Annotated in this window: 23 protein-coding genes; 11 read left to right on the plus strand and 12 right to left on the minus strand. The window is 74.7% G+C overall.

Annotated elements, in window-relative coordinates; genetic code table 11:
• Positions 1-41: 41 nt before the first annotated feature.
• Both EKD16_RS12435 and EKD16_RS12440 read right to left on the minus strand, forming a co-directional pair.
• Positions 42-1,046, minus strand: a complete 1,005-nt coding sequence (locus tag EKD16_RS12435; RefSeq protein WP_242676943.1) for a Gfo/Idh/MocA family protein — start codon at positions 1,044-1,046, stop codon at positions 42-44.
• A gap of 223 nt (positions 1,047-1,269) precedes the next feature.
• Positions 1,270-1,680, minus strand: coding sequence for a hypothetical protein (locus EKD16_RS12440; RefSeq protein ID WP_207391283.1), 411 nt, complete (start codon positions 1,678-1,680; stop codon positions 1,270-1,272).
• A 202-nt stretch (positions 1,681-1,882) separates the two neighbouring features.
• Between EKD16_RS12440 and EKD16_RS12445 the strand changes: the two genes are divergently transcribed.
• A complete protein-coding gene (locus EKD16_RS12445) occupies positions 1,883-2,650 on the plus strand; it encodes a phytanoyl-CoA dioxygenase family protein (protein WP_131098528.1) in 768 nt (255 codons plus the stop codon).
• A 304-nt stretch (positions 2,651-2,954) separates the two neighbouring features.
• On the opposite strand, the gene pdxR is transcribed toward EKD16_RS12445, so the two are convergent.
• Positions 2,955-4,451 (minus strand): MocR-like pyridoxine biosynthesis transcription factor PdxR, encoded by a 1,497-nt coding sequence (gene pdxR, locus EKD16_RS12450; RefSeq protein WP_131098529.1) that lies wholly within the window; start codon positions 4,449-4,451, stop codon positions 2,955-2,957.
• Positions 4,452-4,533: 82 nt separating this feature from the next.
• Here pdxR and EKD16_RS12455 point away from each other — a divergent pair, with 82 nt between their 5' ends.
• On the plus strand, positions 4,534-5,364 hold the full coding sequence (locus tag EKD16_RS12455; RefSeq protein WP_131098530.1) for a methyltransferase: 831 nt from the start codon (positions 4,534-4,536) through the stop codon (positions 5,362-5,364).
• Positions 5,365-5,392: 28 nt separating this feature from the next.
• Here the strand turns inward: EKD16_RS12455 and EKD16_RS12460 are convergent, their stop codons facing one another.
• Positions 5,393-6,124, minus strand: a complete 732-nt coding sequence (locus EKD16_RS12460) for a PIG-L deacetylase family protein (protein WP_207391285.1) — start codon at positions 6,122-6,124, stop codon at positions 5,393-5,395.
• A 171-nt stretch (positions 6,125-6,295) separates the two neighbouring features.
• Here EKD16_RS12460 and EKD16_RS12465 point away from each other — a divergent pair, with 171 nt between their 5' ends.
• Positions 6,296-7,102 (plus strand): phosphotransferase, encoded by an 807-nt coding sequence (locus EKD16_RS12465; RefSeq protein WP_131098531.1) that lies wholly within the window; start codon positions 6,296-6,298, stop codon positions 7,100-7,102.
• Between the two features lie 273 nt (positions 7,103-7,375).
• On the opposite strand, the gene EKD16_RS12470 is transcribed toward EKD16_RS12465, so the two are convergent.
• Positions 7,376-7,966 carry a TetR/AcrR family transcriptional regulator gene (locus tag EKD16_RS12470; RefSeq protein ID WP_242676944.1) on the minus strand — a complete coding sequence of 197 codons (591 nt, stop codon included), beginning with the start codon at positions 7,964-7,966 and terminating at the stop codon, positions 7,376-7,378.
• A gap of 79 nt (positions 7,967-8,045) precedes the next feature.
• Between EKD16_RS12470 and EKD16_RS12475 the strand changes: the two genes are divergently transcribed.
• Positions 8,046-8,462 (plus strand): VOC family protein, encoded by a 417-nt coding sequence (locus EKD16_RS12475; RefSeq protein ID WP_131098533.1) that lies wholly within the window; start codon positions 8,046-8,048, stop codon positions 8,460-8,462.
• A 128-nt stretch (positions 8,463-8,590) separates the two neighbouring features.
• Here EKD16_RS12475 and EKD16_RS26495 read toward each other — a convergent pair whose 3' ends face one another.
• The 4 genes from EKD16_RS26495 to EKD16_RS12490 form a co-directional block, all read right to left on the minus strand.
• Positions 8,591-8,908 (minus strand): MOSC domain-containing protein, encoded by a 318-nt coding sequence (locus EKD16_RS26495; protein WP_341351827.1) that lies wholly within the window; start codon positions 8,906-8,908, stop codon positions 8,591-8,593.
• A 36-nt stretch (positions 8,909-8,944) separates the two neighbouring features.
• Positions 8,945-9,418, minus strand: a complete 474-nt coding sequence (locus EKD16_RS26500; RefSeq protein ID WP_341351828.1) for an MOSC domain-containing protein — start codon at positions 9,416-9,418, stop codon at positions 8,945-8,947.
• Positions 9,419-9,467: 49 nt separating this feature from the next.
• The gene (locus tag EKD16_RS12485; protein ID WP_131098534.1) at positions 9,468-10,106 is read right to left on the minus strand and encodes an SAM-dependent methyltransferase; all 639 of its coding nucleotides are present in this window, start codon (positions 10,104-10,106) and stop codon (positions 9,468-9,470) included.
• Positions 10,107-10,285: 179 nt separating this feature from the next.
• On the minus strand, positions 10,286-11,161 hold the full coding sequence (locus tag EKD16_RS12490) for an alpha/beta fold hydrolase (RefSeq protein WP_131098535.1): 876 nt from the start codon (positions 11,159-11,161) through the stop codon (positions 10,286-10,288).
• Between the two features lie 109 nt (positions 11,162-11,270).
• Here EKD16_RS12490 and EKD16_RS12495 point away from each other — a divergent pair, with 109 nt between their 5' ends.
• The 6 genes from EKD16_RS12495 to EKD16_RS12520 all read left to right on the plus strand — a co-directional run bounded on the left by EKD16_RS12495 (position 11,271) and on the right by EKD16_RS12520 (position 22,298).
• Entirely contained in the window at positions 11,271-14,585 is a 3,315-nt protein-coding gene (locus tag EKD16_RS12495; protein WP_131098536.1) for a BTAD domain-containing putative transcriptional regulator, read from the plus strand.
• Between the two features lie 81 nt (positions 14,586-14,666).
• Positions 14,667-14,924, plus strand: a complete 258-nt coding sequence (locus EKD16_RS12500; RefSeq protein WP_131098537.1) for a hypothetical protein — start codon at positions 14,667-14,669, stop codon at positions 14,922-14,924.
• The gene (locus EKD16_RS12505; RefSeq protein ID WP_131098538.1) at positions 14,921-15,325 is read left to right on the plus strand and encodes a hypothetical protein; all 405 of its coding nucleotides are present in this window, start codon (positions 14,921-14,923) and stop codon (positions 15,323-15,325) included. The genes EKD16_RS12500 and EKD16_RS12505 overlap by 4 nt, the downstream gene beginning before the upstream one ends.
• Positions 15,326-15,568: 243 nt before the next feature.
• A complete protein-coding gene (locus EKD16_RS12510) occupies positions 15,569-21,028 on the plus strand; it encodes an ATP-binding protein (protein WP_131098539.1) in 5,460 nt (1,819 codons plus the stop codon).
• A 232-nt stretch (positions 21,029-21,260) separates the two neighbouring features.
• Positions 21,261-21,734, plus strand: coding sequence for a carboxymuconolactone decarboxylase family protein (locus EKD16_RS12515; RefSeq protein ID WP_131098540.1), 474 nt, complete (start codon positions 21,261-21,263; stop codon positions 21,732-21,734).
• A gap of 180 nt (positions 21,735-21,914) precedes the next feature.
• On the plus strand, positions 21,915-22,298 hold the full coding sequence (locus EKD16_RS12520; protein ID WP_131098541.1) for a DoxX family protein: 384 nt from the start codon (positions 21,915-21,917) through the stop codon (positions 22,296-22,298).
• Between the two features lie 549 nt (positions 22,299-22,847).
• On the opposite strand, the gene EKD16_RS12525 is transcribed toward EKD16_RS12520, so the two are convergent.
• Both EKD16_RS12525 and EKD16_RS12530 read right to left on the minus strand, forming a co-directional pair.
• On the minus strand, positions 22,848-23,954 hold the full coding sequence (locus EKD16_RS12525; protein ID WP_131098542.1) for a winged helix DNA-binding domain-containing protein: 1,107 nt from the start codon (positions 23,952-23,954) through the stop codon (positions 22,848-22,850).
• Position 23,955: 1 nt separating this feature from the next.
• Entirely contained in the window at positions 23,956-24,540 is a 585-nt protein-coding gene (locus tag EKD16_RS12530; protein ID WP_207391286.1) for a DinB family protein, read from the minus strand.
• 365 nt (positions 24,541-24,905) lie between these two features.
• On the opposite strand from EKD16_RS12530, the gene EKD16_RS26125 reads away from it, so the two are divergent.
• Positions 24,906-25,361 carry a DUF6653 family protein gene (locus EKD16_RS26125; RefSeq protein ID WP_242676945.1) on the plus strand — a complete coding sequence of 152 codons (456 nt, stop codon included), beginning with the start codon at positions 24,906-24,908 and terminating at the stop codon, positions 25,359-25,361.
• Positions 25,362-25,481: 120 nt separating this feature from the next.
• Here the strand turns inward: EKD16_RS26125 and EKD16_RS12540 are convergent, their stop codons facing one another.
• Positions 25,482-26,057 (minus strand): TetR/AcrR family transcriptional regulator, encoded by a 576-nt coding sequence (locus EKD16_RS12540; protein WP_131098543.1) that lies wholly within the window; start codon positions 26,055-26,057, stop codon positions 25,482-25,484.
• Positions 26,058-26,162 lie beyond the last annotated feature (105 nt).

Genomic DNA, 26,162 nt, shown 5'->3' on the forward strand with positions numbered 1-26,162 from the left:
CGAACCGCGCACGGCGGCGACCGGCCGGGCGCGGCGTGCCGCTAACCGCCCTCGCCGGGGTAGGTGACGCCGATGTCGGCGCGCACCGCGTCCAGGGCCTCGGCGATGCGCAGGCTCTCGGCCCAGGGCATCAGCGGGCTTTCCAGGGCCTGCTCGCGCAGGCGCCGGTGCACCTCCATCACCTCGTACTCGAAGCCGTTGGCCCGGTGCGGGAAGGAGAACTCCTCGGGCTCGGCGCCCGCGCGGCGCAGCACGAACCCGGTCGGGCAGAACCAGTCGGTCAGCGCGATACTGCCGCCGGTGCCCACGATGTCGGCGCGGCGCGGGATGGGCGCCTCGATCGAGCAGCCCAGCACGCCCAGCACCCCGTTGCGGCCGGTCACCGACATCGCCACCTGCGCGTCGACACCGGTGGGCGCCTTGTGCGCCTGGGCCTGGATGCCGGTGAACTCCCCCAGGAACATCGAGGCGAAGGCCACCGGGTAGACCCCGACGTCCAGCAGCGCTCCCCCGGCCAGCTCGGGTGCGAACAGCCGCCCCTGCGGGTCGTAGTCCATGCGCCCGCCGATGGTGGCCGTGACCATGCGGACCTCGCCGATCGCGCCGTCGGCGAGGAGCTTGCGCACCTCGGCCATGGCGGGGGCGAAGCGGGTCCACATCCCCTCCATCAGGAAGCGGCCGCGGCGCTTCGCGGCGTCGACCATTTCGGCGGCCTCGGCGGCGTTGACGGCCAGCGGCTTCTCGCACAGCACGTGGCGGCCGGCCTCCAGGCACATCAGGGTGGCCCGGTGGTGGACGTTGTGGGGTGTGGCGACGTAGACGACGTCGACCCCGGTGTCGGCGGCGAGGTCGGCGTAGTCGCCGTGGGCGCGGGGGATGTCCCAGGTGTCGGCGAAGCGGCGGGCGGTCTCCTCGCTGCGCGATCCGACGGCGACGACCTCGGCGTCGTCGACGGCGCGCAGACCGGTGACGAAGCGCTGGGCGATCTTGCCGGTTCCGAGGATGCCCCACCGCACGGGGGGTTGGGGAGAGGTGTCGTCAGGCACCGTCGCAGCCTAGTCCACGCCCCGGCGCCTTGATCCGGCGGGGCGGCGGGGCGTTGTCGGCGGGCCGCGGCCGGCCTCCGTCGCGGCATCCCGGGTACCGGGCCGGTTTCCGGGGTTTTCGCCGCGACGGCTCCCGCGGAAACCGGCGCAGCGGACGAACAGGTGCCGGATCGCCCGCCCGGGGCGGCCGGTGAGTGCCGCGCCCGCGCGGTGTCGTCGGCGGTCAGCGCCGCCGCAGTCGGCGTGCGCGCCGGGGTTCGGGCGTCGTCGCCCCGGCGGGGATGCGGCGCAGGCTCCAGGCGCAGACCGCCGCCCACCCGCCTGCGGCCGTGCCGACCTTCAGCCGCTGCCCGGGGCGCGGCAGGCGGGTGCCGAAGACGACCAGGTCGCCCAGGTCGGAGGCGACCCGCGCGGCCAGGGCCGCCCGCATCGCCGGCGGGTTGGGCGCGCCCAGCATAAGAGCGCCCAGGGCCATGTCGCGGACCCCGATCGCGTACATAAGCAGCCGCACGTCGTGCGGCACCCGCCCGTTTGGGGCGGTGTGGCCGCTGGGGTCGGCCATCAGGCGCGGGCGGGCGATGATCGCCACGCTGAAGGCGATCGTCACCGCCCCCAGGAACCGGGCAAGCAGCATCGGCCTCTCCTCTCTGCTGGTGCGGCGGGCCGGCGACCGCTGCCTCGGCTTCTGCCCCGGCGGTGCGCGGCTCACACCGGGCGCAAAGCAGCACGCTGCCCCGGGCCCGGGAGTGCGCGGGGGCGGGAGGGAAAACGCGTTGCGGCCGCCGCTGGCCTCCTAGTTGGCTGTGGGCGCCCTGTCGGCCGTTCCAAGGAGTGCGATGCTTACCGACGACCAGGTCGAGGATTTCGTGCGCGACGGATTCGTGCGCCTTCCCCGCGCCGTGCCGCGGCCGGTGGCCGACCAGTGCCGTGCCGAACTGTGGCAGGCCACCGGGTGCGACCCCGACGATCCCGCCACCTGGACGGATCCCGTGGTGCGCATCCCGGGACTGTCCACCCGGCCCTTCCGCGAGGCCGCCAACACCCCCGAATTGCACGCGGCCTACGACCGCCTCGCCGGCAAGGGCCGCTGGCAGGCGCCGCCGGGGTTGGGCACCTTCCCGGTGCGTTTTCCCAGCCGCGAGGCGCCCGGCGACGACGGGTGGCACCTCGATGCCAGCGGCGTCACCGACGAGCGGGGCGGCCCTCGGGTGACGCTGCGCTCCCACGGCCGGGCGCTGCTGATGCTGTTCCTGTTCTCCGAGGTCACCGAGGTGGACGCGCCCACGCGCATCCGCCTCGGCTCCCACTTCGACGTCCCGCCGCTGCTGGCCGACTCCCCTGAGGAGACCGGGCGGGACTGGTTGGAGCTGTGCGGGCAGGCCGTGCCGGCCGGCGCCGATCGGCCGGAGCGGCTCGCCACCGGCCGGCCGGGCGACGTGTTCCTGTGCCATCCCTTCCTCATCCACGCCGCCCAGCCCCACCGCGGCGCCGCTCCCCGGTTCATCGCCCAGCCGCCGCTGGTGCCCACCGGCCCCCTGGAGCTGGAGTCGGCGGCGCCGACCCCGGTGGAGCGGGCGGTGCGCGAGGCGCTGGGGTGCGGCTGAGGCGGCCGTCGGTGCTGCGTCTGCTGCGCCTTGCGGCGGCCTGCGCCCGGGTAGGCGCTGCGGTCGGCGGGTGCGGCGATACGCGTGCGGCGCAGCAGCGGCCGGATGCGCCGGTGAGCCACGGCGCCGCGCCCGCCCGAGTCGGGACCGGGATCTCCGGGCGGGTCACCACGGCCGGCGGCGCGCCGCGCGAGCCACACCGGCCTGGCCTCAGGTCCCCGCTCCGGGCTGCTGGCGGCGGTGGGGATGTCGGCGGGGCCGGCCGTGCGCCTGGCCGCCGACACGCGCTGACACCCGGCCCGTCTCAGCGCAGCCGCGCCAGCGCCCGGGCCAGCACCGCCGCGCCTTCGGCGAGTTCGGAGGGTGTGCGGGCGGCATAGCCCAGCACGAGGCCGGGTGGTGCGCCCTGGGTTTGGGTGTGCCAGGACAGCGGGTGCACTTTGACGCCCTCTTCCAGCGCGGCCGCGGCCAGTTCGGTGTCGCTGAACGCGGCGTCGTCGAAGGTCACCAGCAGGTGCAGCCCGGCCGCGGCGCCGTGGACGCGGGCGCCGGGCAGGTGCTCGGCGATCGCGGCGACGGAGGCGTCGCGGCGCCGGCGGTGGCGGCGGCGCAGCATGCGCAGGTGGCGCTCCAGTTCGCCGGAGGCCATCAGCCGCGCCAGTACCAGTTGCGGCAGCACCGCGTTGCCCAGGGCGGCGAAGCGCTTGGCCGCCACCAGCGCCTCGTGGTGGCGCTCGGGCACCAGCATCCAGCCCACGCGCAGCGCCGGAGCCAGCAGCTTGGAGATGCTGCCCGTGTAGCAGGTGCTTTCGGGCAGCATCGCCTGCACCGCCGGCACCGGGGGGCGGCCGTAGCGGTGCTCGGCGTCGTAGTCGTCCTCCACAATCAGGCCGCCTTGGCCCGCCCAGCGGGCCAGTTCGCGGCGGCGCCGGCCGCTGAGCACCACACCGGTGGGGAACTGGTGGGCCGGGGTGAGCAGGGCGGCGGGCGCGCCGGAGGCGTGCAGTTCGTCGATGCGCAGGCCCTGGCCGTCGACGGCCACCGGTGGTGTCTGCAGCCCCGCGTGCATCAGGTGGCGGCGGGCGCCCAGCGATCCGGGCTCCTCGACCGCCACCGCGTCCGCTCCCGCCCGGCGCAGTACCGGCGCGAGCAGCGTCAGCGCCTGGGCCACCCCGGCCACCACGACCACGTCGTGGGGGCGGGTGCGGATCCCGCGGTTGCGGGCGAGCCAGTCGGCGACGGCGCTTCGCAGTGCCCAGGCGCCGCGCGGGTCGCCGTAGCCCAGGTCGGCCGCGGAGAGCCCGTCTAGGACAGCCCGCTCGGCGCGCAGCCACGCGGTGCGGGGGAAGGCGGCCAGGTCGGGCACACCGGGTGCGAGGTCCAGGCGGGCCGGGGCCGCGCGCAGCTCGTCGAAGGCGTCGTCGCCGGGCGCAGCCGCGAAGGGGCTGCGTGCCGGGCCGGGGCGGGCGTCGAGCCGGGTGTCGGTGGGGGCCGCCGCTGCGACGGGGGCGGCGACCACCACGGTGCCGGCGCGCCCGCGCCCGGCGATGTGGCCGTCCTCGCCCAGGCGCTGGTAGGCCTCGGTGACCACGCCGCGCGAAACGCCGAGTTCGGCCGCCAGCACGCGGGTGGCCGGCAGGCGGCTGCCCACGGGCAGGCGGCCGTCGGCGACGGCGCCGCGCAGGCGGGCGGCCAGCCAGTCCGACAGGCCGCCGCGGGGCGCGTCGGCGGCGTCCAGCTGCAGGAAGTCCGCTCCGGGCGTTATGGACCCCTCAGGGGATTGCCGATTGGACCTGTTCACCGGTCCATTCTGGCAGCAGGGTGGAACCGTCCCGCCGGCGCCGCCGGCCCGGCGCCGCCTCCACGACGAAAGCGGATGATCCATGACGCTCGGCTATGTGCACGGTTACACCCCGCGCGAGACCCGCCGGCTCGGCGACCAGGCCCAGACGCTGTCCGCGTTGCTGCACGGCGGTTCGGCTCTGCCCGCCGGCGCGCGGGTGCTGGAGGTCGGGTGCGGCGTCGGCGCGCAGACGCCGCACCTGCTGGCGGCCGCACCCGGCGTCCGCGTCACGGCGTTGGACGTCTCGGCCGAGTCGCTGGTGCGGGCGCGTGAGCGGTTGTCCGGCCATCCCGGCCGCGACCGTGTCGAGTTCGTCTGCGCCGACCTGTTCGACCTGCCGCCGGCCGCGGGCTTGTTCGACCACGTGTTCGTGTGCTTCGTGCTGGAGCACCTGGCCGAGCCGGTGCTGGGGCTGGAGGCGCTGCGCGCCCTGCTGCGCCCCGGCGGCACCATCACCGTGGTCGAGGGCGACCACGGCTCGGCGCTGTTCCACCCCCCGAGCGTCTATGCTGAGGCCGTCGTGGCGGCGCTGGTGCGGTTGCAGGCCCGCGACGGCGGCAACGCGCTGATCGGGCGCGAACTGCAGCCGCTGCTGGCCGCCGCCGGCTTCACCGGTGTCGACGTGGAGCCGCGCACGGTCTATGCCGACCGGAGCCGGCCCCACCTGGTCGAGGGTTTCGTCCGCAACACCTTCATCGCCATGGTCGAGTCGGTGCGCGAGCGGGCCCGGGCCGAGGGGATCGTCGCCCCCGCCGACTGGGAGCGCGGCATCGCCGACCTGGAACGCACCGCCGAGGACGGCGGCACCTTCCACTACGCCTTCTTCAAGGCCGCCGCGGCCAACCCGCCCGCCCCGGGTGCGGTGGGATGAGGCCCGGGGCCGGGCCGTGCCGCCCGTGCTAGCGGGGGAACAGTTCGAAGGCGACCGCGGGTCGGTTGCCGAAGTGTTCGGCGGCGGAGTCGGTCATCGAGGTGAGGAAGCCGCGCACGTAGTCTTCGGGGTCGGTCTCGGTCAGGGCGCCGATGTAGGCGCGGTGGGCCAGCAGCGACTCCACCGCCCGCTCCATGCCGGGACCGGCGTCGACGGCGTGGGTGGGCCGGGGCGATCCGGCCACGGCCACCCACCGCACGCCCTCCCAGGGGGCGAGGCCCTGCTCGGCCAGTTCGGAAAAGATCCACCGGTTGCCCGCGTCGGCGGCGGCGTCGAGCACGGCCCGGCCCACGGCCCTGTGGTCGGGGGTGTTCCAGGCGGTGTGGCCGAAGGTGTCGTGGTGGTTGAGGGTGACGACCAGTTCGGGGCGGTGGCGGCGGATGGCGGCGGCCACGTCGCGGCGCAGCGCGGGGCCGTACTCGATGACCCCGTCGCGGTGGTCGAGGAACTCGACCGCGGACACGCCGACCACGGCGGCGCTTGCGCGCTGCTCGCGTTCGCGCACCGCGGCGGCCTGGGCGGGCTCCATGGTCGCGATGCCGGCCTCGCCGCGCGTGGCCAGCACGTAGGCGACTTCGCGTCCCCCGTCGGTCCAGGCGGCCACGGCCGCGGCCGCGCCGTACTCCAGGTCGTCGGGGTGGGCGACGACGGCGAGGGCGCGCTGCCAGTCGGCGGGCATGGGCGCGAGCTGCTCGGTCACACTGTCCTTTCGTGCACGGGTCGGCTGGGGGCGTGGCGCCCGGCCCCGGTGGCGGGGCCCGCGCCAGCTTAGGGGCCCTCGTCGGCCGCGGCGGTGGCCGACTTCGGACAGGACCCGTGCGGGAGGCGCGCAGGGGAGGTGGGATCGCGCGGGTGCGGCGACAATGGCGCCATGGACGAGGGCGAGCGGGGGCGCGGCGCCGCGGGCGAGCACCCCTTGACGGGCGGCAACGCCACCGCGGGTGTGGTGCGCGTGGGCGACACCGTCCGGCGTCCGGCCGGTTTCTGGACTCCGGCCGTGCACGCGCTGCTGGGCCATCTGCACGCCGTCGGATTCCACGCCGCTCCCCGGCCGCTGGGGTTCGACGCCCAGGGGCGCGAAGTCCTCAGCTTCGCGCCCGGCACCGTGGTCTGGCCCGACCGCTTCCACCTCGTGCGGCCCCGCCACCGGGTGGTGCGGCTGGGACGCCTCGTGCGCGACCTGCATGACGCCCTGGCCGAGTTCCGGCCCCCGCCCGGTGCGTGCTGGCAGGAGCTCATGCCCGCCGACGGCGCCGAGATCGTCGTCCGCAACGACCTGGCCCCGTGGAACCTGGTGGCGAGCGAGGACGGCGCGTGGGCCCTGATCGACTGGGACACCGCGGCCTGGGGCACGCGGCTGTGGGATCTGGCCTATGCCGCTCACGGCTTCGTCCCGCTTTCGGCCGATGCCCACTGGCAAGAGCCCGAGGCCGAGGCGGGGGCGCGACTGCGGGTGCTGGCCGACGCCTACGGGCTGGACGAGGAGGGGCGCCGCCGGCTGGTGCCGCTGCTGAGCCTGCGCTGCCGGGCCATGGGCGACTTCCTCGCCCGCCGAGCGCAGGCGGGCGTCGAGCCGTGGCTGGGGCTGTGGCGCAGCGGCCACGGCGCGATCTGGCGGGCCGACGCCGACTACGCCGAGCAGCGCGAGCCGCAGTGGCTGGCGGCGCTGCTGGACTGAGGCGCCGCCTGCCCGACGCGGCCGCGGGTGCGTTCCCCGGACCCCGGATACGGGCGTGCCGGTGGCCGCGCGCGCATCGGTCCGCAGCGCCTCGGGCACCGGTGCCGCGAACGCGGCGGCGCCGGCGCGCGCCTGGACGGCCGTGCATGCCGACCGCCACGCTCGCCACGCCCGATCGGCCCAGCGGGTTCCCCACCCGCTGAGCGCGACCGAGGGGGTTCCCACCGCGGTGCGTGCTCCGCTCGGTCGGGACTGCGGGCCGCGGCAGCGGCTTCATTGGCCGCGCAGGGACTCCAGCATGCGGGCGAGCGCGTTCCAGGTGGCGTCGAGATCGCCGGGGGCTGCGGTGTCGGCCAGCCACAGGGCCGCTTCGTTCATCGCGCCGGAGAGCAGGTGCGTCAGTGGCGCGACCGGCTGGGGGGCGATGGTTCCCGCGGCGATGAGGGATTCCAGCGCGTCGGCCAGGTGCCGGGCCGAGGCGGCCTCGTCCACGGCGCGCCACTCGCGCCAGCCCAGGACCGCCGGGCCGTCCACGAGCATGATGCGCTGCACCGCCGGCGCTGTGCTCGCCTCCAAGAAGGCCCGGCATCCGGCCAGCAGCTGCTCCCAGGGGTCGTGGCGCCTCTGGGCGGCCGCGGCCACCTGCGCGGCGACCTCCTGCTGGATGCGGGCGTGTACGGCGCCAAAAAGCTCGGTCTTGCCGTCGAACTGGTGGTAGAGGGCGCCTTTGGTGACACCGGCCGCGCCGACGATCTCGGCCAGGCCCACCCCGGCGTAGCCCTTGGCGGCGAACAGCCGCCGCCCCTGTTCCAGCAGCGCGCTGCGGGTCTGTTCGCGCTGGCGGGTCCTGCGTCCGCTGGACACGTGTGCTCCTCCCATTGACATACCGATGGTATGCGAATAGCTTTCCGCGTACCAACGGTATGCGAACGAGGTGCCAACCATGACGCTCACCAGCTTCTACCCGGTGCTGTGCACCGACCGGATCGCCCGGTCCCGCGACTTCTACACCCGCTATCTCGACTTCACGGTGACCTTCGAGGCCGACTGGTACGTCAGCCTGCGCCGCGACACCGGGCCCGGATACGAACTGGCTCTGCTCGACAGCGGCCACCCGACGCTGCCCGAGCCCTACCGCAGGCCCGTGCAGGGGATGCTGCTCAACTTCGAGGTCGCCGACGTCGACGCCGAATGGCGGCGGCTCGTCGAGACCGAGGGCCTGCGCCCCGAGCTCGGGCTGCGCAGCGAGGACTTCGGCCAGCGGCACTTCATCCTGGCCGACCCCAACGGCGTCCTCATCGATGTCATCACCCCCGTCGCGCCCTCACCCGAGTTCGCGGCGCACTACACCGGCTCTTGAGCGGGCGGTGCACCTGCCGGCCCGCGGGCTGCGGTGCGGGCGCGCGAGCGGCATGCCGGCGGTATGCGGCTTTGGCCAGGCTTTGGCTACCGGGGCAGGACGCGTCGTCGGCGGGCCTCGCCGCCGACTCACACCTCCGGCTCGTCCCAGGCGGTCACGGCCACTTCGTCGCCCACCGATATCTTGCCCGGGCGCACCACGGCGAACTCGGCTCCGAAGGCCACACCGCCCCGGGGTGCGCGCCGGTAGCGGGCCAGTGTCGTCAGCGGCTCCGGGCCCGCCTTGGCGCCGGTGTCCTGGTCGACGGTGGTCACCGCGCAGCGGATGGCGGGCTTGGCGTAACCCAGCTCGGCGCCGCCGATGCCCACCGCCCGCATGCCGTCCTCGACGTGGGGCTCCGCGTCCCCGTCGAGGACGATATTGGGCCGGAACCGGCTCATCGGCACCGGATCTCGCCCCCGATCGGCGATGCGCCGGCCGAGTTAGCGCAGCGACGCACGCGAGACGGCAAGCACAGCGCAGCTGTCGGCGAAGCCGGAGGTACCCGGCGTCAGCCCACCGGTCGCCCGCGCGTGCTCGGGCGGCACGCGCACCAGGCGGCTGGAGGCACCCAGCACGGCGCTGAGCCACGCGGCGGGCTCATCACCCTGGTCGATTGCGGTGTAGGCGGTACCGAACAGCTCGACCGGGCGCCGCGGACCCCCGCTGTCGACGGAGACCCCCACCGCGCCGTGGCCGGCGGCGCGCAGCACCAGGCGTGCACCCCCGGCGGTGATCTCGGGGCGGATCACCGCAAGGCGGGGGTCGCGGCGCTGGCTGCGGAAGACGCCGGCCACATCGACGACCATGAACGCCCGGTCGTGGCGCAATCCCGCCGCCTCCATGCGGGCCTCGCTCAGCGCCACACCTGCGCAGCCTTTGACCGGGTAGCACAGCAGGGAGTCGATACGCAGCACGTGCCGACGCTACTGCCCCGGCTCGCACGCCCGGATCGGCGGGTGGGTCTCAGCGGCGGCGCAGCTTGACGACGCTGTCGGCGTGGTGGCCGCCCGCAGAGGCGTGCTCGCGTTCGCGCTCCTCGGCGCGCTGCACCTGCCACTCCTGCTGCGGCAGGTGCAGCGCCTCCAGCACCTGCGGCGGTGTGGGCAGCGCCACCTGCTGTTCGGCCTCCTGCTCCCAGTGGGCGTGCCCGGCGTGGCCCACCACCAGCAGCAGCCCGCCGGGAGCCACCCGCGAAGCGGCGGTGCGCAGGATCCGCTCGCGCGGCATGTCCTCGCGAGAGTGCAGGAAGCAGGCCGAGACCAGGTCGAAGCTCCCCTGGGGGAACGACTCGGCCAGGTCGTGGCGCCGGGTGTCGACGCGGTCGGCCACGCCCGAGCGCGCCGCGCCGTCGCGGGCGCGCTGCAGGGCGACCTCGGAGATGTCGACGGCGGTCACCCGCCAGCCCCGCCGGGCCAGCCACACCGCGTCGCCGCCCTCGCCGCAGCCCAGGTCCAGGGCGGTGCCCGGCTGAACGCCGCCGACCTCGGCGACCAGGGCGGCGTTGGGCTCGCCGCTCCAGATGCGCTCGCTTTCGCGGTAGCGGTCCTCCCAGTACTCCCGCCCGGTGGGCCGGGGCCCCGCCGCGTGGGTGTCCTCGCTCATCGGCGCATCCTCCTCGTGATCGGTTGCGGGCGGCAGACCCGCCTGCCCGGCCGGCCGCCCGCGACCGGCCGGGCCGGGCCTCCACCGGCGATCCTCGGCCATCGCCCGCGATGCGACAAAGATTCTTGCCGTTGCGGCAAACCACGGCGCCGGCCGGAGCCGATCGGCGCCGGCCGCTCTCAGGAGCTCAGCAGTTCCCGCAGCGCCCCCACCACCTGCGTCGGCGCCTCCTCGGCCATGAAGTGGCCGCAGTCGACGGTGGAGTGGCGCAGGTCGCCTGCCCAGGCCCGCCACAGCGCGGCGGCGTCGTACCCCAGCGCCGCCCCCCAGTCCTGCTGCAGCACCGCCACCGGCATGGCCAGCCGGTTGCCCGCCCGCCGGTCGGCCTCGTCGTGCTCGACGTCGATTCCGGCCGAGGCCCGGTAGTCGGCGACGATCGAGGCCACCGCCGCGCGCGACTTGGCCAGGTAGGTCTCGCGCACCTCGGGCGGGATCGCCGCCGGGTCCCGCCCCCACACCTGGAGGAAGTGGCCGAAGAACGCATCGGGTGCCGCCCCGATCAGCTCCTCGGGCAGCCCGGGTGGCTGGGCCATCAGGTAGAGGTGGAACCCCACGGCCCCGGCCCGGCCGTGCAGCGCCTCCCACATGTCAAGCGTGGGCAGCACGTCCAGCGCCGCCAGACGGGTGACCGCCTGCGGATGGTCCAGCCCGGCGCGCACCGCCACCAGGGCGCCGCGGTCGTGGCCGGCCAGCGCGAAGCGGTCGTGGCCCAGCGCGCGGGCCAGCGCGACGACGTCGGCGGCCATGGTGCGCTTGGCGTAGGCGCCGCCGTCCTCGGCGGGCTTGTCGCTGTCGCCGTAGCCGCGCAGGTCGGGGCAGATGACGGTGTGGTCGGCGGCCAGGTCGGCGGCCACGTGCCGCCACATCAGGTGGGTCTGGGGGAAGCCGTGCAGCAGCACGACGGCCGGGCCGGACCCGCCCACGGCCGTATTCAGCCGCACGCCTTCGGCCACGCTCACCTGCCGGTAGTCGAATCCGCTGATTCCGGGTTGCACAGTGGCTCCTCGCACTCGTCGTCTCTGGCTCGCCCGAGCCTGCCCGGCGGCGGTGAGCAGCCGATCAGCAGATGATCAGCAAACCGCGGTCCGCGGCTAGATTGGGGGCATGACCAGCCAGGCGACACCGGTGTCGCTGCGCGTGCTGGGCCCGCTGGAGGCCCGCGGCGCCGACGGACCGCTCGCGCTCAAGGGGCCGCGCCAGCGCGCGCTGCTGGCGCGGCTGCTCGTGGCGGGCGGGCGCGTAGTCTCCCTCGACGGGCTCGTCGCCGCCCTCTGGCCCGAGTGGCCCCCCGAGGGCGCCGTCGGCGCGATCCGCACCTTCGTCGCCGACCTGCGCCGCGCGTTGGAGCCCGACCGGCCGCCGCGGGGCCCCGCCCGGCTGCTGGTGACCGCTGCCCCGGGCTATGCGCTGCGCATGGACCCCGATGCCCTGGACGCCCGCCGTTTCGAAACAGCCGCGGGTGCCGGGGCCGACCTGCTGGGCGCCGGGCGCAGCCGGGCGGCCCTGGACTCGCTGGAGCAGGCGCTGGCGCTGTGGCGCGGCCCGGCCTACGCCGAGTTCGCCGAGGAATCGTGGGCCCGCGGCGAGGCCGACCGGTTGGAGCAGTTGCGCCTGCTGGCCATGGAGCGGCGCGCCCAGGCGCTGATCGGCCTGGACCGGGCGGGTGAGGCCGCCGCGGAACTGCATGAGCACGTCCGAGCCCATCCGCTGCGGGAGAACGCCTGGCACACCCTGGCCCTGGCGCTGTACCGGGCGGGCCGCCAAGGCGACGCGCTGGAGGCCCTGCGGCGGGCGCGCCACCGCCTCGCCGAGGACCTGGGCCTGGACCCCGGGGCGCGGCTGCGGGCGCTGGAGGCCGACATCCTCGCCCAGGCACCCGGGCTCGGCGCCGATGCACCCCCTCCGGCCGGGCCCGTGCGCGGTCCGGCGCCGCTGCGGCAACCGTCCGCCGCGACGAGCGGGGCCCCGGCGCGGCCCTTCGTCGGCCGCACCGCCGAACTGCACGCGCTGGAGGACGCCGCCGCGGCGGCAGCCGAGGGTTCCCGGGTGGTGCCGGTGCTGATCGCCGGCGGCGCCGGGCAGGGCAAGACCGCCCTGGCCCGCGCCCTGTTCCGGCGCCTGGCCGAGGGCGGATGGGCCACCGCCTGGGGCGACAGCCCCGAGCACGACGGTGCGCCCGCGGTGTGGGCCGTCGAACGCATCGCCGCCGACCTCGGTGCCGCCGGCGCCCCGCCCGCGACAGCGCGATCCCACCCGCGGCGTGCGGAGGGCTCCGCCGCTGAACCGACCCCCGCGGCCCGGTTCAGCGCCCAGCGCGAGGGCGTCGCGCTGGTGGCGGCGGCCGCCGAACATGGCCCTGTCGTGCTGGTGGCCGATGACCTGCACCGCGCCGCCGAGGAGACCCTGGACCTGCTCACCGCCGTGGCGGCCGAGCCGCTGGAGCGCCCGGTGCTGCTGGTGGGCGCCTACCGCGGCGACGCGATCGGCCCGGCCCTGGCCGCTGCGCTCGCCCGGCTGGCCCGCAGGGAACCCGTCCGGTTGTACCTGGACGGGTTGTCCGAGGAAGCCGTCGGCGAGCTGGTGGCCTGCGTCGCCGGGCGCGCGGCCGACGCCGCGACCGTCGGCGCGATCCGCCGCCGCAGCGGCGGCAACCCCTTCTACGTGCGCGAACTCGCCCGCGTCTTCGCCGAGGAGGGCGCATCGGCCCTCGACGCGGTCCCGGCGGGGGTGGGCGACGTGGTCCGCCACCGCCTGGCCGGGTTGGACGACGCGACCCGCCGCCTGCTGCGCCAGGCCGCCGTGATCGGCAGCGAGGTGGAGACCGACGTGCTCGCAGCCGTCGCCGGCGGCGGCGAGGCCGGGCTTGAGGCTGTGGAGGCCGCGGTCGAGGCCGGGGTCCTCACCCAGCCCGATCCGCGCCGACTGCTTTTCGCTCACGCTCTGCTGCGCGACGCCGTCTACGCGGGTGTTTCGGGCGCGCGGCGGGCGCACTGGCACACGGCGGCCGCGGAGGCGATCCAGCGGCTGCGCCCCGACGACGCCGCGTCGCTGGCCCACCACTTCGCCCGCTCGGCCGCCCCCGGCGCTGATGCCCGCGCCGCCCACTACGGCCGCGTCGCCGCGCAGCGGGCCGAGGAACGCTTCGCCCCCCACGAGGCCGCCCGGCTGTGGGAGGAGACCGTGGCCGCCTACGGCCGCGCCGGCATCGGCGACGAGCGGGCCCGGTTGGAGGCGGTCATGGGCCTGGTGCGGGCGCTGGCGGTGACCGGGCGCCTGGCGGATGCGCGCAACCGCCGCGCCGAGGCCGTCGCCGACGCCGAGCGATTGGGCGATCCCGAACTCACCGCCCGCATCGTGACGGCCTTCGACGTGCCGGCCGTGTGGCCCCGAAACGACGACGAGGACCTCTCCGGGCGCATCGCCGCCACCTGCGAACGCACCCTGGCGGCCCTGCCCGCCCACCATGAGCAGCTGCGCGCCCGCCTGCTCGCCGCCCTGGCCCTGGAGCTGCGCGGCGACACCGGGCCGCGCGGTGCGCGCGCCGCCCGCGAGGCCGAGCAGACCGCGCGGCGCCTGGCCGATCCCGCGCTATTGGCCCAAGCCCTCAACGCAGGCTTCATGCAGTCCTTCCACCGCGCCGGCGGGGCGCGCGGCCGTGCGGCCGTGGGCGCCGAACTCGTCGAGCTCGCCGCGGCCGAGGGACTGGTCGCCTACGAGGTACTGGGGCGCCTCGTGCTGCTTCAGGCCCACGCCGCCATGGCCGACTTCGCCGAGGCCGACCGCCACGCCGCCGCTGCCCAGCGCCTCGGCGAGCGCCACGAGATCGGGCACGTGGAGGTGTTCATCCGCTGGTACGGCGCGCTGCGCCAAGCCGTGTCGGGCAGCTTCGAGGAGGCCGAGGCCGCCTGCCGGGCCGCGGGCGCACGGCTGGCCGGCACCGGCATGCCGGGGTTGCAGGAGGGGATCGTGCCGCTGGCCCTGCTGTGCCTGCGGCTGCAGACCGGGCGGCCCGCCGCGGCCGAGGAGGGCGCCGACTGGGGCCCCTACGCCCCCTGGGCCGCCGCGCTGATCCGCGCCGAGGGTTCCAGCCGAGCCGATGTGCCCCCACAGGCGCCGGTCGGCCTGCTCGACGAGGCGCTGACCTGCCTGCGCGCGCACGCCGCCATGGCCGCCGGCGACCGGGAGGCGATGCGGCACTGTTACGAGCACCTGCTGCCCGCCGCCGACGAACTGGCCGGGGCGGGCAGCGGGCTGCTCACTCTGGGACCGGTCGCCCACTGCCTCGGCGACCTGGCCGATGCCCTGGGCCGCCGCGGGGATGCGGCCGAGCACTACCGCCACGCCGCGCGTGTGGCCGACCGCGCCCGGGCGCCGCACTGGAGCGACGCCGCGCAGGCGGCGCTGGCGCGAACGGCATGAGCGGCACCGCCCGGGCGAGGCCGCGGGCGTTCTTGCCGGCTCTGCTGCCGACCGGCGGGGGCGCGGCATACACTCGAGGGCATGACCGATGGCGATGACGCGCGCGACCCGCGCGAGAGGTTGCGCGAACGCCTCGACTCCGGAGAGGTCTCACCGGCCGACGCCGAGCGGGCGCTGGCCGCGCTCGATCGGGAGGCCGACCTCGCGGCGCTGCGCGCCGCCGAGCGCCCCGGAACCATGACGCCCGAGGAGACCGCGCGCATCGTGGACTCCTGGGGGATCGACGACGCGATCGCGGACATGCTGCGTCGGCTGGGGCTGGAAAGCACGTCCCCGTGATCGGCGGCCGTGTCCTCGACACCACGGCCCTCACCGACTACGCCGCCGACCGCAATTACGCTCGCGCCCTCGTCGGCGCGGCCCAGCGCTCGAGTGCGCTGGTGCTGGCGGTGCCGGCCGCGGCGCTGATGGCGGCTCGCGGGCGGTTGGCGGGCGCCGCCCGCACGCAGCTGGGCCAGCTGGTCACGCTCTCCCCGGTCGTGGTCGACGAGCTGACCACCGAGACGGCCGGCCGCGCGGGCGACCTCGTGGCCCGGGCCCGCATCCGGCCGCAGGGCCAGGTCCTCGACGCCGCCCATGTGGCGTTCTCGGCGCGGGTGCGCGGCTGGCCCGTCGTCACCTCCTCCCCCGAGCGGCTTCTCGCCCTCGACGCCGCCCTGGAGATCGAACACCTGCCGTAGTGCTCGGCGTCGACGCGGAGTCCGGTGCGGCTGTGACGAAGCGCACCGTTTTCCTGTCCGCGGCCCCGCAGGCGGACGCCCATGTGGACGGGGGCTTTTGGTCGGTTCCCACAATTTTCGGCGCCCAGCGTGCGCGGTCACCGATATGGTGCCCACCGGGCGGTAGGCGAAAGGGTGAACACTGTCGGGGACCGCTGTGTTCGCGGTCGCCATGTCCGACGTTCAGCAGAAGGGCTCTCTGGGGTGTTCAGTCGAATCGCCATCGTCAACCGTGGTGAGGCCGCGATGCGGCTCATCCACGCCGTACGCGACATCGCCGCGGAGACGGGAGCGCGGATCGAGACCGTCGCCCTGCACACCGACGTCGACCGCGCCGCCGCCTTCGTCCGCGAGGCCGACCTCGCCTACGACCTCGGCCCCGCGTCCGCGCGCCCCTACCTCGACCTCAAGGCGCTGGAGCGCGCACTGGTGGAGACCGGCGCCGACGCCGCATGGGTCGGCTGGGGCTTCGTCGCCGAAGACCCCGCCTTCGCCGAGTTGTGCGAGCAGATCGGGGTGGCCTTCGTCGGGCCCGGCGCCGATGCCATGCGCCGACTCGGCGACAAGATCGGCGCGAAGCTCATCGCCGAGGAGGCCGGCGTACCGGTCGCGCCGTGGAGCCGCGGCCCCGTCGAGACCCTGGAGGACGCCCGGGCCGCGGCCGCGGCCACCGGCTACCCGCTGATGCTGAAGGCGACCGCGGGCGGCGGCGGGCGCGGCATCCGGGTCATCACCGACGAGAGCGAGCTGGACGACGCCTTCGAGCGCACCAGCCAAGAGGCGGCGCGGGCCTTCGGCAGCGGCGTCGTCTTTTTGGAGCGGCTGGTCACCGGCGCCCGCCACGTCGAGGTGCAGGTGATCGCCGACGGCCAGGGCAGTGCCTGGGCGCTGGGGGTGCGCGACTGCTCGGTGCAGCGGCGCAACCAGAAGATCATCGAGGAGTCGGCCTCGCCGGTGCTGCGCCCCGAGCAGGCGGCCGAGCTGAAAGCCTCGGCCGAACGCCTGGCCCTGGCCGTGGGCTACCGCGGCGCCGCCACCGTGGAGTTCCTGTACCACCCCGGCGAGGAGCTGTTCGCGTTCCTGGAGGTCAACACCCGCCTGCAGGTCGAGCACCCCATCACCGAGTCCACCACGGGCTTCGACCTGGTCAAAGCGCAGCTGCAGGTGGCCTCGGGCGCCAAGCTGGAGGGCGGGCCGCCCCAGGAGCGCGGCCACGCCATCGAGGCCCGGCTCAACGCCGAGGACCCCGACCGCGACTTCGCGCCCTCCCCCGGCCGCATCGCCCGGCTGGAGCTGCCCGCCGGGCCGGGGGTGCGCGTCGACACCGGTGTGGCCGAGGGCGACACCATCCCCACCGATTTCGACTCGATGATCGCCAAGATCATCGCCTACGGGCGCGACCGCGACGAGGCGCTGGGCCGGCTGCGCCGGGCGATGGCCCAGACCACGGTGATCATCGAGGGCGGCGCGACCAACAAGAGCTTCGTGCTCGACCTGCTGGAGCGGCCCGAGGTCGTGGGCGCCCAGGCCGACACCGGCTGGATCGACCGCGTCCGCGGCCAGGGCGGGCTCGTCTCGCACCGCCACTCCGCCGTCGCGCTGGCCGCCGCCGCGATCGAGGCCTACGAGGAGGAGGAACGCGTCGAGAAGCAGCGGCTGCTGTCGACGGCGTTCGGCGGGCGCCCGCAGGTGCAGCACGAGAGCGGCCGCCCGCTGGATCTGAAGCTGCGCGGCGTCGGCTACCGCGTGCGCATCGCCCGCATCGGGGCGCACCGCTTCCGTATCGGGGTCGAGGCGGGCGAGGCTGTGCGCTCCGCCGACGTCGAGCTGGAGCGCTTCGACCGCCACACCGGCCAGATCACCGTCAACGGCACCCGCTACCGCCTGCTGACCGACACCCACGGGCCCACCCACCTGGTCGAGGTGGACGGGGTGACGCACCGCGTCAGCCGCGATGAGGGCGGCGTGCTGCGCTCGCCCGTGCCCGCGCTGGTGGTGGCGACCCCGCTGCAGGTCGGCGCCGAGGTCGAGGCGGGGGCGCCGGTGCTGGTGCTGGAGAGCATGAAGATGGAGACGGTGCTGCGGGCGCCGTTCAAGGCGCGGCTGAAGGAATGCCTGGTCTCGGTGGGCGGCCAGGTGGCCACCGGCGCCCCGCTGCTGCGTCTGGAGCCGCTCGCCGACGACGCCGCCGAGGAGGCCGAGGACGCCGGCGCCGTCGAGCTCGACCTGCCCGAGGCCGCCGGTGAGGCTCCCCTGAAGGAGCAGCTCGCCCGCGGCCGCGAGGACCTGCGCAGCCTGCTGCTGGGCTTCGACGGCGACCCCCACGACGACGGCCGCCTGCTGGAGGACTACCTCGCCGCCCGCCGGGAGGCCGCCGCGCAGGACCGGCGGCCGCTGGCCGAGGAGGTGGAGCTCGTCGGCGTCTTCGCCGACATCGCCGAACTGAGCCGCAACCGCCCCGCCGGCGAGGACGGCGGCGGCGACACCCGCGTGCACAGCCCCCGGGAGCACTTCCACACCTACCTGCAGAGCCTGGATGTGGAACGCGCCGGGCTGCCCGAGGCGTTCCAGGCCAAGCTCGCCACGGCGCTGGGCCACTACGGCGTCGCCGACCTGGAGCGCTCCCCCGAGCTCGAGTCCGCGGTGTTTCGGATCTTCCTGGCCCAGCAGCGCATCGGCGCCGACGCCGCGGTCGTTGCGGCGCTGCTGCGTACGTGGCTGCGCGAGCCGCCGCCGGACGCGACGCTGCGCGAACCCGTGGGCCTGGTGCTGGAGCGGCTGGTGGCCGCCACCCAGGTCCGCTTCCCCGTGGTGGCCGACCTCGCGCGCGGCGTGGTCTTCGCCTGGTTCGGCCAGCCGCTGCTGCGCCGCAACCGCGCCCGCGTCTACGCCGACGTCCGCAAGCACCTGCGCCACCTGGACGCCGATCCCCACGCGCCCGACCGCGCCGAGCGCATCGCCGAGATGGTGGCCAGCACCGAACCGCTGGTGCGGCTGCTCGGGCGGCGCCTGGAGCGCGACGACCTGGACAACGCGGTCATGCTCGAAGTGCTCACCCGGCGCTACTACGGCAACAAGGGCCTGACCGGCGTGCGCACCGCCGAGGCCGCCGGCTGCACGTTCGTGGTCGCCCACCGCGCCGGCTCCTGCGTGGCCTCGGCCGCGGTCGGCTTCGAGGCGCTGGGCAGCGCGCTGCGCGGCCTGGCGGAGCTGGCCCGTACCGAGGACGCCGTCGACGCCGACATCTACCTCGCCTGGGAGAACCAGCCCGCAGACGCCGACGCGATGGCGGCCGCGCTGCAGGAGGCCGTCGACGCCCACCCGCTGCCCGAGCGGGTGCGCCGCGTCACCGCCACCGTCGCCGGCAGCCGCGGCGCGGTGATGCACCACCACTTCACCTTCCGCCATTCGGCCTCGGCAATGTCGGAGCAGCGGCTCATCCGCGGCCTGCACCCCTACATCGCGCAGCGCATGCAGCTGGAGCGGCTGCACAAGTTCGACCTCACCCGGCTGCCGTCGTCGGACGAAGAGGTCTACCTGTTCCAGTGCGTGGCGCGCGACAACCCCTCCGACGACCGCCTGGTGGCGTTCACCCAGGTGCGCGACCTGACCGAGCTGCGCGAGCACGACGGCCGGCTGGTGGCGCTGCCCACGGCCGAGGACGCCGTGGCCGCCTGCCTCGACGCGATCCGCCGGGCGCAGTCGCGGCGGCCGCCGAAGAAGCGGTTCAACACCAACCGCATCGTGGTCTACGTGTGGCCGCCCAGCGACCTCACCCGCGCGGAGCTGGAGACCATCGCCGGGCGCGTGCTGCCCACGACCGCCGGCGCCGGGCTGGAGGAGATCGAGTTCATCGCGCGCCAGCGCGACCGCGCCACCGGCGAACTCGCCAAGATCGCCGTGCGCGTCTCCTTCGACGCGGCCGGCGGCAGCGAACTGACCGTCGGAGAGCCCTCCGAGGAACCCGTCGAGCCGCTCGACGACTACCGCCAGAAGGTGCTGCGCGCCAGCAGCCGCAACACCGTCTACCCCTACGAACTGGCGAAGCTGCTCGGCGAATTCGCCGAATACGACCTCGACGACGACGGCGCGCTCTCCCCCGTCGAGCGGCCCAAGGGCGCCAACACCGCCGGGATCGTGACCGGCGTGGTCACCACCCCCACCGGGCGCCACCCGCAGGGCGTCACCCGCGTGGTGCTCATGGGCGACCCGACCAAATCGCTGGGCGCCCTGTCGGAGCCGGAGTGCCGCCGCGTGATCGCCGCCCTGGATCTGGCCGAGCGGATGGGGGCGCCGCTGGAGTGGTACGCGCTGTCGGCCGGCGCGCGGATCTCCATGGACTCGGGCACCGAGAACATGGACTGGGTGGCCGCGGCGCTCAAGCGCATCGTCGAGTTCACCCAGGACGGCGGCGAGATCAACATCGTGGTCGCCGGCATCAACGTCGGCGCGCAGCCCTACTGGAACGCCGAAGCGACCATGCTCATGCACACCAAGGGCATCCTGGTCATGACGCCGGACTCGGCGATGGTGCTGACCGGAAAGCAGTCGCTGGACTTCTCCGGGGGTGTCTCCGCCGAGGACAACTTCGGCATCGGCGGCTACGACCGGGTCATGGGCCCCAACGGCCAGGCCCAGTACTGGGCGCCCAACCTGGCCGGTGCGCGCGACGTGCTGATGTCGCACTACGCCCACACCTACATCGCCCCCGGCGAGGAGGCGCCGCGGCCGGCGGCGACCACCGACCCGCGCGGACGCGACGTCTCCGACTTCCCGCACACCGCCGAGGGCAGCGACTTCACATCCGTCGGCGAGATCTTCTCCGCCCAGGCCAACCCCGACCGCAAGAAGCCCTTCGACATCCGCACGGTGATGCGTGCGCTGTCGGACCAGGACCACCCGGCGCTGGAGCGCTGGGCGGGCATGGCCGACGCCGACACCGCGGCGGTCCAGGACGTGCACCTGGGCGGTATGCCGGTGTGCCTGCTGGGCATCGAGTCCCAAGCGGTGGCGCGGCGCGGCTTCCCGCCCACCGACGGGCCCGACGCCTACACCGCGGGCACGCTGTTCCCGCGCTCGTCGAAGAAGGCCGCGCGGGCCATCAACGCCGCCAGCGGCAACCGGCCGCTGGTGGTGCTGGCCAACCTGTCGGGCTTCGACGGGTCGCCGGAGTCGATGCGCAAGCTGCAGTTGGAGTACGGCGCCGAGATCGGGCGCGCCATCGTGAACTTCCGCGGGCCCATCGTGTTCTGCGTCATCTCGCGGTACCACGGCGGCGCGTTCGTGGTGTTCTCCAAGGCGCTCAACCCGAACATGACCGTGCTGGCGCTGGAAGGCTCCTATGCCTCGGTGCTGGGCGGAGCCCCAGCGGCCGCGGTGGTGTTCTCCGGCGACGTCGGCTCCCGCACCGCCGCGGATGCGCGCGTGCGGGAACTGGAGGCCCGCGTCGAGGAGGCATCGGGCACCGACCGCGCCGCGCTGAGCGCCGAGCTCGACGAGATGCGCACCTCGGTGCGCGCGGAGAAGCTCGGCGAGGTCGCCGCGGAGTTCGACCGCGTGCACGACATCCGCCGCGCGGTCGAGGTGGGCTCGGTGGATGCGGTGATCGGCGCCGCGGAACTGCGCCCCCGCATCATCGAGGCCATCGAGGCCCGGCTGGGCTGAGCGGCCCGGTCCGAAAGCGCGCACGCCGCCGGGGCGTGCCCGGTCGCCGAGTACGTGCGGCACCGGGCACGCCCCGTTCTCGTTCTCGGCGCCGGCCCGCGGGGGCCGACCCGGGCTGCGTCGCGTCCCGGTCCGCGTGGGCGCGGAGGCGCACCTCACATGTGCTCCCGTCACAGTCGGGCGCGGTGTTCCGTCTTAGAGGGCGAAGAACGGATACCGCGAGGAGCGCACAATGCAAGCCCGATTGGACCTCATGGCCAGCCCGCTCGCCGCCGAGTTCGGCAAGCACCTCGTCGCCGCGGCACGCGTGCTCCAGGAGTCGGCGCTGCCCGAAGCGACGCAGGAGCTGGTGAAGCTGCGCGCCAGCCAGATCAACGGCTGCGGCTTCTGCACCGACATGCACACCAAGGACGCCGCACACGCCGGCGAGTCCTCGACCCGGCTCAACCTGGTCGCGGCCTGGCGGGAGGCGACGGTGTTCACCGGGGCCGAGCGCGCCGCTCTGGAGCTCACCGAGCAGGGCACCCGCACCGCCGACGCGGCCGGCGGCGTCACCGACCAAGCCTGGGCCGACGCCGCCGAGCACTACGACCAGGAGCAGCTGGCCGCACTGGTGTGCGCCATCTCCCTCATCAACGCCATGAACCGCGCCAACATCATCGTCGGCCAGCCTGCCGGAGACTACCGGCCCGGCGCCTTCGCCTGATTCGAAGCCGGGGAAGGATGGGCGGCCGCACCGCGCTTGGGCGACGGAGACCCGCTGCCGGCCGCCGCGGGGCGTGCCGCGGATAGGGCCCGCCCCGCCACTTCGGCTCGGCCGCTCTGAGGCGGCACCCACTCATATCGCCCCTCCACCAACCCAGTCGCCCCTGCAGGGAGAACCCTCATGAACCTCGCGTTGTGGATCGTCACCGCACTACTGGCCGCGGCCTACCTGGTCGGCGGCGCCGGCAAGATGATCGTCTCGAAGGAAAGGCTCGCCGCTTTCCCCAGCGCACGGTGGGCCGAGGACTTCAGCGCCGGCGCCGTCAAGACCATCGGAGCCCTGGAAGTGCTGGCCGCGGTGGGCCTGGTCCTGCCCGCCGTGCTGGGCATCGCGCCGATCCTGGTGCCACTGGCCGCCCTCGGCCTGGTGATGATCATGACCGGCGCGGTGATCACCCGCCTCCGCCGTCGCGAGCCCCGGGCCGTGGTGGCAGACCTGGTCTATCTCGTCCTGGCCGCCTTCGTCGCGTGGGGCCGCTTCTTCGTCGAACCCTTCACCGGCTGAGGCGGCGGAGACGACCGCAGCCCCGGAGAGCGGCCGCTCAGCGCTGCACGGCAGGCGGGTCCCGGTGCCGAGTGCGGTTGCGGGCCCGCCGTGCGGAATCTGCGCATCGCCACGGTATCGGCACCGGCGTTTACGGCATGCGGCAGGGCGGCCTTCGCCGTTGCTCAAGTGGACCTCGTCGGCGCCGGTGACACGCCGGGGGCGTGTCCGGTGCGGGCAGGGGCCGGTGGGCGTCGATGTGGCGAGCGGCCGAGCCCACATAGAAACGTTTGTGCATTAACGTTTTATGGAAGACGTAACTACGAAACGAAAACACGAAACAGCCGTGAGTTCTCACTTCCGATAAGCGGGCCTTATCGGAAGTCAGGAGTGGGGAGGTGCGACAGGGCGAGCGGGCGGCTGCAACGGAATGGCCGGGGCGCGGCCTATCGGGTCGCCGTGTCCTCTCGCCGGCTGTTGAGAACGGCGGGGTCGGCTTGCCGCGGACGTCGAGCACACCTTCCAGCGTCACAGCGCTGAGGCCCGGCACCCGATCGGCGCAAAGGCTAATCACCCCCCGAGCCCTTCGATCCGGACGCGGTCGCTGTCGCCGTCGGAGAGGAACGCCGCCGCCGCACCGCCCTCCGCGGCCACAGCCGTGCGCTCGGCCGAAGAGAGCCGTCGCAGCGCCGCCACGCTCACCGCGCCTTCCCGCACCGTCCATGTCGCAGCGACCCGCCCGTCGACCAGCACCACGCGTGCCCCGGCGACCGACACACCGCGGTGCTCGTGATCGACGATCCGGCTGCGGTCGCCGTAACCGAGGATCGCGTTGTCGAATGCCGGAAGAAACCGCACCGGGGCCGGAGTGTCGGGGTCGGGGCGCGGCGCTTCGGGGAGGTCGATCAGTTCGCGGCCGCGCTCGTCGCGGAAGGACACCAGCTCCTCGCGCATCGCGGCGATGGCACCCGGCAGCCCGGCCAGGCCGCACCAGGCCCGCACATCGGCCGAGGCCGCCGGCCCGTAGGCGGCGAGGTAGCGCCGCACCAGCGCCTGGCCCACGGGATCGGTTCCTTTCGGGCTCGGCGGATCGATCCCGCGGCCCAGCCAGGAGGCGAGCGCGACGTTGTCTGCTCCGCCCCGCCTGCGCCACAACCCGCGCGGCGGCACCTGCACCATGGGGACGAGGGCGGCGATCACCGTCTCCCCCAGCGCCCGCGGCCCGGCCCGAGGCCAGTACTCGGCGAGGGCGCGCCCGATCTCTCCCATCGAGCGGGGCGCGCCGTCGGCCGTGACCGCCCGGCCCGCCGCGGCGAGCGCGTCGAGGTCCACGCCTTCCAGTTCGCGGCGGTAGACCGCCCGTACCCGCTGGAGCAGCATGGGCGCATGGCGGGCCCGCCATGCCAGGGCATCCTCGGCGGTGACCAGGTGGACGGTGCGGCGCATCAGGTGGGTGCGCACCACGGTGCGCTGCAGCAGCGCCTGTGACAACACCGCCGGATCGAACGCGCGCAGCCGCGACCACAGCCCGACGAAGGGTTCCTGCGGCTCTTGGGCCTGCAGCCCGCACAGGTGCGCGACGGCGTCCCGGGGCGTGCAATCGGCGCGTTCGAGCAGCAACTGGCGGGCGAGGGTGGCGCGGTTGAGCGCCCGGGAGTCGAGGACGGTCGTCGCCACGTCAGGTCGCGGTCCGGCCGTCGATCGCCTCGCGCAGGATGTCGGCGTGTCCGGCGTGCTGGGCTGTCTCGGAGATGACGTGCAGGATGACGCCGCGCACGCTGAGCCGGGATCCCCCCTCCTCCCACGGTGCCTCCGGTGCGGCATAGGTCGCCGACAGGTCGGGCACGGAGGCGATGATCTCCTCGGTCCGGGCGGCGACGTCCTCGTAGCCCGCGATGATCCCGGCCAGGCCCTCGCCGGGCAGCACGCGGAAGCCGTTCTCGTGGTCGATCATCCACTGCGGGATCTCGCGGGCGGTCCCGGCTTCGATGTCGGCCCAGGTGACGCCTTCGGGCAGGTCGTATTTCATCGCCGCGGTGCCTTCGACGGCGAAGCGCATCCACCCCTGCTCCATGGACGCGACGTGTTTGATCAGCCCACCGGGGCACAGGGCGCTGACCGTCGGGCGTTCTGCGGCCTGGGCGTCGCTGAGCCCGCGGGGCGTGGTGATCAGGGCCGCGCGCACGGTCGCGAGTTCGGCGATGAGGGCGCCCCGTTCGGTCTCGGGAGCACGGCGGTGTTCGGATGCAGGCGCGGTGGTCACGGTGATCACGTCCTTCCAAGCGGCTCCGGTTTCGGCTACGCGACAACGATCGCACCGAATGCGGTCAGATTCCGTCCGCGTTCGGTCACCGGGCCGACGCGTATCGACTCAGGGTGGCGGCGAGGGCAGGCGGGCACCTCAGTCGGCGGCTTCTGGCGCTTTCGTCGGTGACCGGCTCGCCCGAGCAGTCCGCGCAGCTTCGGGGCCGCCTTGCGCTAGGAACCCGCCAAGACCGCCGCCCGTGCTTGCCCGCCTGCCGGGCGGCGGCGTAGCGTTCCACCCGGTGTGCCGGGAAGTCTGGTCGGCGTCGCACGTCGCAACATGAGAACCGCGAACCGCATCCCCGACCACGACGGGAGCCCTCGATGGCCGCCGAAGCCCCCGCCGCTTTCGCGCGCATCCGCCGCGCCGTCTTCGCCCGCCACGCCAGCCCGTGGAGCGCCTGGTCGCGGTGGGCGACCACGCCGCTGGTGCTGGTGCCGGTCTGGACCCGCGACTGGAGGCACGCGGCCGCCGTGGCCGCGTGGATGGCGCTCAACCCGGTCCTGTTCCCCGAGCCCGCCGACGACCGCGCCTGGTCCACGCGGGCCATGCTCGGCGAGGAGCAGTGGATCACCGACCGCCCCTACGACGCGGCCCTTGCGGTGCAGACGGCGAGCTCGGCGGCGATGCTGGCCGCCCTCGCCGCGGCCTACCGCCGCCGCCCGGTGGCCACGGCGGCGGCCGCGGCCACCACGATGGGCCTGACGATGGTCTACTGGCAGCAGATGGTCGACTACTACGACCACAACCGCGACGGCCCAGTACCGGCCGTGGACTGAAAGGCGCTGGACGACAGCAGCGGCCCGGCCGCACCCGGACGCCGGCGTCAGCGCGGGGGCGTTTCACGTGGCGCGCACCGAGGCCGAAGCCGGAGCCGGCACCGACGTGCCCGTCTCCCGCTACGCGGGGTTCCGGTCCACCAGGTCGCGCAGCGCCGCGACGGCCTGGTCACCGGTCGGCAGCGAGTCGGGAGCGATCAGTGACTGGACCGCGAAGCCGACCACCAGCGAATGGACGGTCATGCCGACGGTCTCCGCGGTCGCCGTGTCGATGTCGGCGACGTCGCGGCCGAGCAGCATCGCGGCCAGTTCGGCCCGGGCGTGCCGGGTGGCATCACGCAGGGCGTCGCCGATCTCCCCGGTGAACCCGGCTTGGGCGTAGGCCTGGACGCTGGCCAGGATGAGCTCGCGGTGCCGGGGCAGGGACGCGAAGAGCTCTTCGAGAGCGACCTTCAGCCGCTGCGCGGGGTCCTCTTTCGCCGCGGCCCGCACCGCCGCGACGAGCGCGTCGCCCCATTCGTCCTGCGCCTGCAGCGCGGCGAGGTTCATCAAGGCGTCCTTGGACCCGAAGTGGTAGCCGATCGAGGCCAGATGTGAACCGGACGCCGCTGCGATGTCGCGCGCTGTCGTGCGGTGGTACCCCTTCTCGACCAGGCATTGCCGCGCACCGGTCAGCAGGTCGTCGCGTTGGCTCATACAGCCGACCCTAGCATTTTTACGAACGTACGTATTGCACGAGTTTTTTGACGTACGTACGATCAGATTGTGGCGCTCACCCCTTCTCCTGCGCCGAAGCCGATC

Source organism: Streptomonospora litoralis, assembly GCF_004323735.1.
Taxonomy (GTDB): domain Bacteria; phylum Actinomycetota; class Actinomycetes; order Streptosporangiales; family Streptosporangiaceae; genus Streptomonospora; species Streptomonospora litoralis.

What these genes read in the sequence shown, in the direction of transcription:
- EKD16_RS12520 (WP_131098541.1), top strand. Translation starts at nt 21,915, where the DNA reads ATGAACCTCGCGTTGTGGATCGTCACCGCACTACTGGCCGCGGCCTAC.
- EKD16_RS12495 (WP_131098536.1), top strand. Translation starts at nt 11,271, where the DNA reads ATGACCAGCCAGGCGACACCGGTGTCGCTGCGCGTGCTGGGCCCGCTG.
- EKD16_RS12540 (WP_131098543.1), bottom strand. Translation starts at nt 26,057, where the DNA reads ATGAGCCAACGCGACGACCTGCTGACCGGTGCGCGGCAATGCCTGGTC.
- EKD16_RS12465 (WP_131098531.1), top strand. Translation starts at nt 6,296, where the DNA reads ATGGACGAGGGCGAGCGGGGGCGCGGCGCCGCGGGCGAGCACCCCTTG.
- EKD16_RS12485 (WP_131098534.1), bottom strand. Translation starts at nt 10,106, where the DNA reads ATGAGCGAGGACACCCACGCGGCGGGGCCCCGGCCCACCGGGCGGGAG.
- EKD16_RS12515 (WP_131098540.1), top strand. Translation starts at nt 21,261, where the DNA reads ATGCAAGCCCGATTGGACCTCATGGCCAGCCCGCTCGCCGCCGAGTTC.
- EKD16_RS26125 (WP_242676945.1), top strand. Translation starts at nt 24,906, where the DNA reads ATGGCCGCCGAAGCCCCCGCCGCTTTCGCGCGCATCCGCCGCGCCGTC.
- EKD16_RS12445 (WP_131098528.1), top strand. Translation starts at nt 1,883, where the DNA reads ATGCTTACCGACGACCAGGTCGAGGATTTCGTGCGCGACGGATTCGTG.
- EKD16_RS12500 (WP_131098537.1), top strand. Translation starts at nt 14,667, where the DNA reads ATGACCGATGGCGATGACGCGCGCGACCCGCGCGAGAGGTTGCGCGAA.
- EKD16_RS12475 (WP_131098533.1), top strand. Translation starts at nt 8,046, where the DNA reads ATGACGCTCACCAGCTTCTACCCGGTGCTGTGCACCGACCGGATCGCC.
- EKD16_RS12455 (WP_131098530.1), top strand. Translation starts at nt 4,534, where the DNA reads ATGACGCTCGGCTATGTGCACGGTTACACCCCGCGCGAGACCCGCCGG.
- EKD16_RS12440 (WP_207391283.1), bottom strand. Translation starts at nt 1,680, where the DNA reads ATGCTGCTTGCCCGGTTCCTGGGGGCGGTGACGATCGCCTTCAGCGTG.